The organism is Rhodanobacteraceae bacterium, assembly GCA_024234055.1.
In the GTDB taxonomy this organism is placed as follows: Bacteria; Pseudomonadota; Gammaproteobacteria; order Xanthomonadales; family SZUA-5; genus JADKFD01.
In genome coordinates this window covers 26,755-35,747 of sequence record JACKOW010000006.1, presented here as the reverse complement: position 1 = coordinate 35,747, position 8,993 = coordinate 26,755, and the positions used below count along the sequence as shown (strand labels likewise).

Annotated in this window: 6 protein-coding genes; 1 reads left to right on the top strand and 5 read right to left on the bottom strand. The window is 63.7% G+C overall.

Annotation, left to right across the window (positions count from 1 at the left end; all coding sequences use genetic code 11):
• Positions 1–3: 3 nt before the first annotated feature.
• Positions 4–339 (bottom strand): STAS domain-containing protein, encoded by a 336-nt coding sequence (locus H7A19_11975; GenBank protein MCP5475544.1) that lies wholly within the window; start codon positions 337–339, stop codon positions 4–6.
• A gap of 117 nt (positions 340–456) precedes the next feature.
• Complete coding sequence (locus tag H7A19_11970) at positions 457–1,239, bottom strand: hypothetical protein (protein MCP5475543.1); 783 nt, start codon at positions 1,237–1,239, stop codon at positions 457–459.
• Positions 1,240–1,504: 265 nt separating this feature from the next.
• On the opposite strand from H7A19_11970, the gene H7A19_11965 reads away from it, so the two are divergent.
• Entirely contained in the window at positions 1,505–2,371 is an 867-nt protein-coding gene (locus H7A19_11965) for a hypothetical protein (GenBank protein ID MCP5475542.1), read from the top strand.
• A 43-nt stretch (positions 2,372–2,414) separates the two neighbouring features.
• Here H7A19_11965 and H7A19_11960 read toward each other — a convergent pair whose 3' ends face one another.
• The 3 genes from H7A19_11960 to H7A19_11950 all read right to left on the bottom strand — a co-directional run bounded on the left by H7A19_11960 (position 2,415) and on the right by H7A19_11950 (position 8,951).
• A complete protein-coding gene (locus H7A19_11960; protein MCP5475541.1) occupies positions 2,415–4,307 on the bottom strand; it encodes a sodium:proton antiporter in 1,893 nt (630 codons plus the stop codon).
• Positions 4,308–4,747: 440 nt separating this feature from the next.
• Complete coding sequence (locus tag H7A19_11955) at positions 4,748–8,059, bottom strand: hypothetical protein (GenBank protein ID MCP5475540.1); 3,312 nt, start codon at positions 8,057–8,059, stop codon at positions 4,748–4,750.
• 169 nt (positions 8,060–8,228) lie between these two features.
• Positions 8,229–8,951 (bottom strand): pseudouridine synthase, encoded by a 723-nt coding sequence (locus H7A19_11950; protein MCP5475539.1) that lies wholly within the window; start codon positions 8,949–8,951, stop codon positions 8,229–8,231.
• Positions 8,952–8,993: the final 42 nt, after the last annotated feature.

Below are 8,993 nucleotides of genomic sequence, written 5' to 3'. Positions count from 1 at the left end.
GCACTAGATCAGTTTGGCCAGGCCTTCGCCGCGATTGCCGGCGGTGGTCAGAATGCGATCGAAGCCGGCTATCGCCAGCACCTCGCTGACCATCGGAGTCAGGCAGCACAGGGCAACGCGTCCACCTTCGCGTTGCAATTTCTTGCCAACCACCAGAAACACCCGCAGTCCGGCCGAGCTGACGTAATCGATGCCGGCCAGATCCAGCAGGATCTTGCGCCGTCCTGCAGCGATCTGCTCATCACAGACGCGCTCCAGTTCCGCTGCGGTGTTCGAATCGATCCGCCCGATGGGCACCACCACCGTGACATTGCCTTCCTGCACCAGATCAATTTGCATGCTGACTTCCTCTGTTCAGCTGACATCTCCGGCGTAGAACGCTCGAAATGCAGACCAGACCGCACTTTGACACAAAGCACCGGTCTGACCCAAGCACCCGCGAAGGTCCGGCGCCGCTCAGCCCTGATCGAGCCTGACCGGCGGTGCCGGGAAAGCGCCGTGCTCATCCCGCATGCGGATGCGTGTGGCCGCCAATCTGGCGGCCAGATCCGGGGCTGCCGTGATGGCGAATTCGGTCTGACCGGCCGATTCAAGCGACACCAGTACCAAGGGGAAAGGCTGACCGGCGCAAACGCCCTTGAGCGGGGCTTCACCGACGAAATGAAAGCGCAGATCGCGCTGATCAGGCTCCTCGGCAAAGGCTTCTGCCAGATTCGGCGACAGGATGACTTCGCCGGGACGCGAGTGCCCGCTCAGTCTGAAGCCGATGTCAATATCCGGACCGAGGAAGTCCAGATAGGGGCTGTCCTCTGAGCCACCGAGCATCTCCGGGATCTCGATGGCGCGGTTGCGTTCGCCGATTTCTGCGCCCCAGCAGCAGCCGCGTATCCGCAAGGGCCAGCGCTCGGCGATCCGCTGGTCGTAGCTGGACACAGCGCCGCAGAAGGCCGCCGTGATCAGTTGCGCGTGTGCCAGTGACTGCGGCATGGCGGCAAATACCACTTCGTCACCCATGACTTTCCAGACGCCACTCTCGGGCAGGTCATCCTCCTCGATGAATTGCCGGGCCAGATGACCGATAAAGATCAGCGGTAGTTCGCGAAACAGTGTCTCAAAAGCCCCTAGCCACGAGTCCGGACCGGTTTCGCTCTGCGCCGCGGCCTTGAAGGCAGTGGAACCCACCACGTCCGCCGACAGGAACATGACCAGGCGGCTGCGCTCGAACTTGCCGATTTGCACCCATACCTCCAGCCTGATGATCAGCGATTTCGGGTCATCATGGCGCAGCGACTGCAGAGGGTCAACGCGGCGGCAGGCCGGAGGCCATCGACGATAGAGCCCCATCCCTGGCGGATTTCGATCGCATGCTCGGCTCGCAATGGTTTATCGTTCGGGCGGGGAGCGTTCTGTATTGTAAACTCAGCGGTCCCAGCTCTTTTCGCCGAGAACGACAGCCATACCAATGATATTGGGTGCACTCTCTCTGTTGGTACCGCGCCCGACGGTGGCGATCACCGAAGATGACCGGGATTCCATCGCGACCAATGGCCCGCGCGCACTCAACTATGTCCTTGGTCGGGGTCTCAAACGCGCCCGTGGAAAGGTCTTTGCGGTATTGCGCGGATTTCTGTTTCTGGCCTTCGGATCATGGATGGGCTGGTCGCCGGGCGCTTTGCTGGCTGCCCTGGTTTTTCTGGCCGTCTTGACGGTGTTGCTGGACGTGCTTCGCTATGCATTTGCGAAGCGCCCCATTCATTACTGTCATTCGCGCCAATATCGGGCGATGGTCTTGTTGGACACCTGTACCCAGATCGAGCGTGGTCGTTCGTGGCGCCGTCTGCTGCTTCCCAGACCGCAGCCCCTGTGGACCCTGATTGCCGCCCTGGTTTGCACGCTGGTGTTGTTGCCTGCCACCTGGCTGACGCTGGAGTCGATGGAGATCATCGTTCGCAAGACCATATTCGAACAGTGGTTCCTGCCGTTGACCATGATTTTCGTGACGGGCTGGCGGCTGGTCACCACGGCGCAGGAGATCATCGCCGCCCGAGCCACCACACCAGGATCTGTCGATCTGTTTCTGGACTCCGATGATGTCCTCGACACCTATTTCGGTATTGCCGCGTTTTCCTGGCTGGCCTTTTTCGGCAGCAGCGGCGCAGGCTATATCGCGCTGATTGTACTGGTGGGTCGTTTGGCGTACCGAGTCTGGCGCTGGTGGGAGATCAGGGAATCGAGCGCGGTCCTGGCGACGGTAGTCAGGCGGACACATCCACACGCGTCTGGGCTGGTTTCGAAAGCAGCGCCCACCGATGCCAATGATTGGGAACAGGAATCGACTCCACCGAGTCAAGCCACGGGCGAATTCAAGTAGACCAAAGCTGCAGCTTGCGCTCGCAGCAGGGGCGGGGCGTGTATTAATGGTCCGCCGCGGCCTCCCTGGGCAGCAGCAGCTCATCCCCCACCAGTTCCTTGCCCGGGTCGAAGGGCGTTGACGCTTCGACTTCGATGGCGGTATCGGTGTCGGCGGGTTTGGGATGCAGGGCCAGCAATTCCCAACCTGGCTTGAGTGGCGGTGCTCCCTGGTGCGTGAAGGCCAGCAGCTGCTGCCTGGGACTGATGGCGAGCAGGCCAAGCGCGTCGGGAAAGCGGATTCGGAATTCCTTCAATCCGAAGTTTTCCTTGATCTTGTGGCCGCGGATGCGCGCGCCCTGGTCGATCAGCTCTTCCAGCGAGGCATGGGTGACATCCTTGCGAAACAACCACGGTGATCGCAAATTGCCGGCCAGCGTGCCCTTGCTGTGACCCTTGTCTTCGGCCGTACGCAAGGCCAGCACGCCATCGGTGCCCAATTCGCTCTTGAAATGCAGGCAGGCCAGCGCGTTCTGGTTGGGCCGGCTGGCCAGCGCAAACAGTTTGGCGACGCCGCTGGTATCCAGATGCTTGTCTGCATGTTCGGAGACGATCCGCCCGAAATAGGTATCCAGCCCCTGCATCCGCGCCTTGCGCAGGGAATCCCAGTTGACGTCGGCCATCAGCACTCGGAAGCCACGAGCCTTCAGGGCCAGACCGAAGGCGCAGGCGAAGTGTGAGGAGCCGACCAGCAGCACGCCCTTGGGAACGGCTTCGGCCAAGCCCAGACGCAGTGCCAGGCGCCGCGCGGTGAAGCTCTGCAGCAGCACGCTGGCGATGATCACGCTGAACACGGCCGGCACCAGAAGCTCGCCGCCGGGCACCTGCTCGCTTTCCAGGCGCAGGGCGAACAGCGAACCGACGGCCGCGGCGACGATGCCGCGCGGACCCATCCAGGCGATCAGTGTCCTTTCCTTCCAGTCCAGCCTGGAGCCCAGCGTGCTCAGAAAGACGGCGACGGTGCGGGCGATGAACAGCACCACCAGCAGAAACAGCGGCAGACCCCAGCCCAGACGCTCGAAGCTGGACACATCCAGTCGCGCCGCCAGCAGGATGAACAGCAGCGAGACCAGCATCACCGTCAGGGTTTCCTTGACGTGCAGCACGTCCTCGAGATCGACGTCGCGCAGGTTGGCCAGCACCACCCCCATGATGGTCACGGTCAGCAGCCCGGATTCGTGGGCGATCTCATTGGAACAGGTGAAGGCCAGCAGCACCGCCGCCAGGATCACCGCGCTGCGCAGATACCAGGGTATCCAGTGCCTGCGCAGACAGATGCCAATGGCCCAGGCAAAGGCAAAGCCGAAAGCGCTGCCGACCAGCATCAGCCGTCCCAGCTGCCACCAGATGGTGTCGCCGTAGCCGCTCAGCGCCAGTTCCAGCGCCAGCACCGCCAGCACCGCGCCGATCGGGTCGATGATGATGCCCTCCCAGCGCAGCACCTTGTCGACGCTGGGCCGTGGCCGGATGGCGCGCAGCATCGGTCCGACCACGGTCGGTCCGGTGACGCTGCAGATGGCGCCGATCAGCAGGGCCATCGGCACCGGTGCCTTCAGGAACAGATGCGCAGCCGCCGCGATCAGCACCAGGTTGAGCAGCGCGCCGATGCTGACCAGATTCCAGATCGGTCCGCGCAGACCATGGATTTCCTCGATACGCAATGTCAGCGCGCCCTCGAAGAGGATGATCGCCACCGCCAGCGAGGCGATCGGAAACAGGGCTTCACCCAGTAGATGGTCCGGATTGAGCAGGCCCAAGACCGGCCCGACGATGATGCCGATGCCAAGCAGCAGCACGATGGCTGGCAGGCGCATACGCCAGGCCAGCCATTGGGCGCCCACGCCAAGGACCACGGCAGCGGTCATCAACCAGGGCAGTGGCAGTTGCGGCAGAGTCATCGGGTGGTCAGGCCTTCGGGCTGCAGGAAGCACGGGCCGGATCAGTCTCGGCGCGTGCGTCCGATCATAAGGCCTGAACTGCCGCGACGTGGCTTGGGGTGGCGGGCGTGGCCATGGGCGCGTGATCGGAGTGGCGACTGCGGAGCTCTGATTCGCGCATCGAACGAGAGGGCACGGGGCAACGGGGGCGGGGGGCGGGGGCCCAGCCTTGCTGCACAATCGGACCGCCCGGGAATGCCGGACTTCTGCCCCAAACCGCTGTTTTGTTATTATGCAAATCAATATGTTACGGCATGTTCTGTTAAAGTCCCGGTCGCCCCTGGCGGTGTGCTTATTCGCGCATCAAAAAGGGGCAGGGGACCCACGTCGCGGCATGGTCAGATCATGCGTCGAGGTTGGCCCCTGCCCCCTGCCCCCTGCCCCCTGCCCCGCACCCCGTGCTAGGGACAGCTCTTCCCCAGCAAGGTCGTCAGCCGGGTCAGATTCAGGCCGCCGCTGCCGTAGCCCGGCAAGCTGCTGTTCCACTCAATGCGGGCGTTCTGGCCGTCGAGGCTGCGGAAACTCAGTGTGCCCCAGGGCTCACGGATCACATCCCCAGCTGAGAAATTCGGCGGAAACTGGGCGCCGCGGGTGATGGTCATGGCCAGATTGGCCTGATCGCCGACCACCGGCCCCACGCCCAGCAGCCAGCGCTGCTGGCCGTTGAGATAGGCAAACCAGATCACCACCAGCTGCTGGCTGCCAGGGGCACCGATCATCTGCACTTGCAGGCCGTGGCCATTCTGGCCAGCGTTGTACCAGGTGCCGCTGTGGCAGGCCGAGAGCCCGGCGCTGGCGGAGCTGACGCTGCCACTGAGTCGGCTGATGCGGCTCAGCGCCATGCTGCCGTTGCTGAAGCCGGGCATGTTCGTGGTCCACGTGGCCGTGCCCTGATCGCGGCTGCTGAAATCCAGCAGCACTTCGCCCCAGGGCTGTAGTTGCACCTGGGCTGGATCGTGATTGGGTGGGAATCCGCCACCCTGGGTGATCGCCAGCGGCACCCGCGCGCTATGGCCATCCACCGGCGCGGTGCCGACCATCCACACCAGCTCGCCATTGAGGTAGGTGTACCAGGTGGCCACCACGCCGGGCACGCCGTCGATGCTGGTGGCTTCGATGAACCAGCCGTGGCCGTCCTGGGTCGGATCGAAGAAGGCGCCGGAGATGTCGGCGCCGATTTCATAGTCAGGCACACCATCGAAATCCACCAGCGGCGCGCGCCAGGCGCCGCGTCCGTAGGTGAAGGCATAGAGCTCGGGCACACCGCTTTGTGGCTGTTTGGCGATGGCCAGGCGCTCGACGATGACATTGGCGAAGCCGCCGTTCTCGCGGGCCCAGTTGGCGCCGCCATCGAGGGTGACGAACACACCGATGTCGGTGCCGATATAGAGGCGCTGGCGGTCGTTGGGATCGACCACCAGATGGTGCACCGGCACGTCCGGCAGGGCGCCGTCGCCTTCGCCGTCGATGGCCGTCCAACTGGCGCCGGCGTCGTTGCTGCGCCACACGTGGTGACCGCCAAAGGTGGAATAGGTGGCGTAGGCGATATTGGCATCGACCGGATCGAAGCCCAGCGATGACACCCAACCGATCCGCGGGGAGACACTGGCGAAGACGCTGCTGCCGTTGCTGCTGGCGGCATTGCTGCTGCGATAGATGGCGTGCTGGTTGCCGATCAGGATGCGATTGGGATCGGTGGGTGACAGGCCGATGGCCGAGATCCAGTCGGTGAACAAGCCGCCCAGCGATACGCTGGCGGGCACCCAGTTGCGGCCCTGGTCGTTGGTGCGCCAGAGCCGCGAACCGCCGGCATAGAGTCGATCAGGATTCGCCGTGTCGAGCACGAAAGGCATGATGAACACGGTGTTGTCGACGATGCCGTTGGTGGCCCTGACGAAGTTCCCACCGTTGATCGAGCGATGGATGTTGACGTTCTGATAGCTCACGTACAGCGTGTTCTCGCTGCGCGGATCGATGGCCACGCTGGCACCGTCGCCACCGAAGATCTCGCTGAAGATGTTGCCGCTGGAGAAGGTGCTCTGCAGCAAGGTGCCGTTGTCCTGGGCACCGCCCATCCAGACCGTACCCTGATCATTGACGGTGCCGGTATAGAACTGCACGGAGCCCAGACCTTCCTCGATCGTGGTCCAGCTCACGCCGCCGTTGTTGGGCGTACAAGCTGCGTTGGCGGCGCGATTGACCGGTGCCGTATCAGCGTTGGTGTAAGCCACGCCGCCGTCGTTGGTGGTGTACAGTCGGCGCGTGCCCTGCCCGTAGTTGGGATGAAAGTGCAGCGAGTGCTGATCGGCGTGGACGCCGCCGGGATGAACGCCATCCAGCCACCAGTACGAGGCCTTGCCGAAGCTGCGACCGCCGTCGTCGGAGCGATACAGTTCCATGCCGGCCACCCACACGCTGTCTGGATTGAGTGGATTGACGGCGATGGCCTGGTTGTACCAGCCCGCGCTGTAGGCATCGAAACTGCCGAAATTGCAGCGCACGGCCTCGAAACCATCGGCGTAGCTGAGCAGATAGGTGGAGAGCACATCGGCCGAGCTGTTGCGCACGCGCGCTTCCCAGGTGCGCCCGCCATCGTTGGAACGGAACACGGCGTGCAGACCGTTGTCGTAATCGCCGCGACCATCATTGTTGCGATCCGGGCCCGGCACGGTGCTGGCAGCCAGTGCGTACAGGATGTTCGGATTCGATGGCGCCAGCGCCAGCGAGGTGCGACCCATGCCGTTCTCGCTCAGCACCACCTGCCAACCCGGCGTGCCGGTGGCGTCATCAGTGCGGAAAACCGTGGCCGGGCAGGGACCGTTGCAGGCCGGCGGCACGACGGTGTTGGGCAGCCAGTAGCGGTCGTCCTCTGAACGCGAGGCACAGCTGGCGAGCAAAGCGTCGCTGCCCGGCAGCAGTTGCAGATCGGTGCAGCCCTCGTACAGCAGCCCGCCGCCGGCATCGACCGGCCTCAGGATCTGCACAAAGTTGTTGCCGCCATCGTCCGAGCGCCAGACGCCGGTGTTGGTCGCGGCGTAGATGCGCCGATGATCGAGCGGACTGATCACCAGATCGGAGACGTAGCGGAAATTGTCATTGGCGGTGGCGACCAGTTGGCGGAAGCTCTGGCCGTTGTCGGTGGATCGCAGGATGCCCTGCCCCCACATCGCCGCAAAGGGGCGTTCGTTGTTGCGATAGAGTTCGCCGGTGCCGGCATAGATGGTATCGGGCGTCACCGGGTCGAAGACCAGGGCACCGATATTGATGTTGGCGGCATCGTCGTTCAGAGAGTTCCAGAACACGCCACCATTGGTGGTTTCGAAGATGCCCCCGGAAACTCCACCGGCCAGCATGCGCTGTGGATCACGCGGGTCAAACACCAGCGTACGCGTGCGTCCGCCGACATTGCTGGGGCCCAGCCATTGCCAGCGCGGCGAGGTCTTCTCACCGGTGACAAAACGACCGGCTTCGGTGCTGAAGCTGGGCAAGCGGCGAGCCTGTGCCTCGGCCGCCGCATACCAGGCCGGATTGATCGCGCTGGCTCCCGGCGGCAAGCGGCGGGCGTTGTCGAAGGCCGCCCGCTGACCCGGCGCATCCGGGCGCTCGTGCTGTGGCTTGGGTATGGCCTGCAGGCCCAGCTGCGGCTGGATCAGCGCGCAGGCTGCAGCCGTCACCAAGGCCGATGCCAACATCAGTTTCATCAAATTGCGCATGAGCAGCCCCGCCAACGAAGGTCGTCGTAGTCACAAGAATCCTGCCGATCGCGACTGAGTGCAACCGCCGTCGACGTTCCGTTAAGGCTGTGCATACATCCGTTTAACCGACGGCTCTCGGTGTGTCGCAGATCATCGGGTTCCGTGGGGACTTCGCGACGCCATGTCGTCAACGAAACAAGACTCGCTCATCCATCGCCCGCCACTGTCCCGGCGCCAGTCCCCCCAGCGTGACGGCGCCAATCGCCGCCCGTATCAAACGCAGGGTGGGATGGCCCACAGCCGCCGTCATCCGCCGCACCTGTCGATTGCGGCCCTCACGCAGCGTCAGTTCCATCCAGGCCGTGGGAATCTGCGCTCGATAGCGGATCGGTGGATCACGCGGCCACAAGTCCGGCGGCTCGGCAACCAGCAGGCGCGCTTGTGCCGGTCGAGTCATTCCATCCTTCAACAGTACCCCACGCGCCAGTTGCTGGAGTGCCTGCACATCGGGAACGCCCTCCACCTGCGCCCAATACACTTTGGCCAGTGCGTGCCGCGGGTGACTGATGCGCTGGATCAGCGGACCCTCATCGCTGAGCAGCAACAAGCCCTCACTGTCGCGATCCAGCCGACCGGCGGCGTAGACGCCCGGCACCGACACGTAGTCCGCCAACGTCGCCCGCCCCTGCGGATCGGTGAACTGGCAAAGCACGTCGTAAGGCTTGTTGAGGGCGATGAGCACGGTCAGGAGCGGGAAAAGGGAAAAAGGAAAAAGGAAAAAGGAAAAAGGAAGAGGGAAAAGCTCGAAAGCCGGAGCATTTTCGCGCAACCTCGGGTCGAACGGGGGCGCATTCGTAGAGCGGAGCTTGCTCCGCTGCTTCTGCTTGGCTTGGTTGTCGTGGGACTGCATTGAACGCCCTGCCGCGAGGCCATGTGTTGTGGAACCCGCCCG

What these genes read in the sequence shown, in the direction of transcription:
- H7A19_11975 (MCP5475544.1), bottom strand. Translation starts at nt 339, where the DNA reads ATGCAAATTGATCTGGTGCAGGAAGGCAATGTCACGGTGGTGGTGCCC.
- H7A19_11960 (MCP5475541.1), bottom strand. Translation starts at nt 4,307, where the DNA reads ATGACTCTGCCGCAACTGCCACTGCCCTGGTTGATGACCGCTGCCGTG.
- H7A19_11950 (MCP5475539.1), bottom strand. Translation starts at nt 8,951, where the DNA reads ATGCAGTCCCACGACAACCAAGCCAAGCAGAAGCAGCGGAGCAAGCTC.
- H7A19_11955 (MCP5475540.1), bottom strand. Translation starts at nt 8,059, where the DNA reads ATGCGCAATTTGATGAAACTGATGTTGGCATCGGCCTTGGTGACGGCT.